Raw genomic sequence first — 657 nt, 5'->3', positions numbered from 1 at the left:
GAGGCTTCGGTAGTTTGTGTGACAAGGGGCTAGCCTAGGCAGCAACGCTCTTCGCTCCCTTCACGCCCTTCTTCCTCGCCTTCACCGGGCGACCCGGGAGCTGGGGCTGGCAGTCGCCGCACCTGAGCATGAGCAGGGCCACGAGGTTGTCGGTGTTGCGGAAGCCGTAGCCCATCCTCACCGCCACCTTGATCTTGTTGTTGATGGCCTCTACGCGCCCGTTGCTGATGCCGAGCTCGACTGCGGCGATGATGTCGTCGCGCCGGCGGCGCACCTTCTTCTCCACGGCGACGACCTTGGCGATCTTGCAGTAGGCGGCCCTGTGCATCCAGTCGTCGAGCAGCTCGGCGGCCTCGGAGCCGTCGGCTGCCCGGAAGACGGCCCGCAGGTCCTCCTTGAGCTCCCAGGCCCTGACCAGCCGCGAGCCGGCCCTCTTCTTGAGCGCCTCGAGCCTCGCCCTCTGGCCGTCGGTGAGGTCCTCGGGGTTCTTCACGAGCGCGTAGCGGCTGCCCTTGATGGAGGCCGCCTCCTCCTCGAGCGCCCTGACCTCCTCGGGCGGCAGCTCGCCTTTGGCAGGCCTGCCGCGCTTGCCCTCGGGCCTGGGCCTGGCGGCCCTGGCGGCGGCCCTGGCGGCGTTCCACTCCTCGCAGCGCACGG

At 69.4% G+C, this 657-nt stretch carries 1 protein-coding gene; it reads right to left on the bottom strand.

What is annotated here, in order from left to right; translation table 11 throughout:
• Positions 1-34: 34 nt before the first annotated feature.
• Positions 35-657 (bottom strand): ISL3 family transposase (locus ACTNDJ_RS08950; RefSeq protein ID WP_441083575.1); only part of this gene is annotated, 623 nt, incomplete at its 5' end.

Origin of the sequence: Collinsella sp. HCP3S3_D1 (assembly GCF_052064015.1) — a bacterium.
In the GTDB taxonomy this organism is placed as follows: Bacteria; Actinomycetota; Coriobacteriia; order Coriobacteriales; family Coriobacteriaceae; genus Collinsella.
This window is presented reverse-complemented; position numbering and strand designations above follow the sequence as displayed.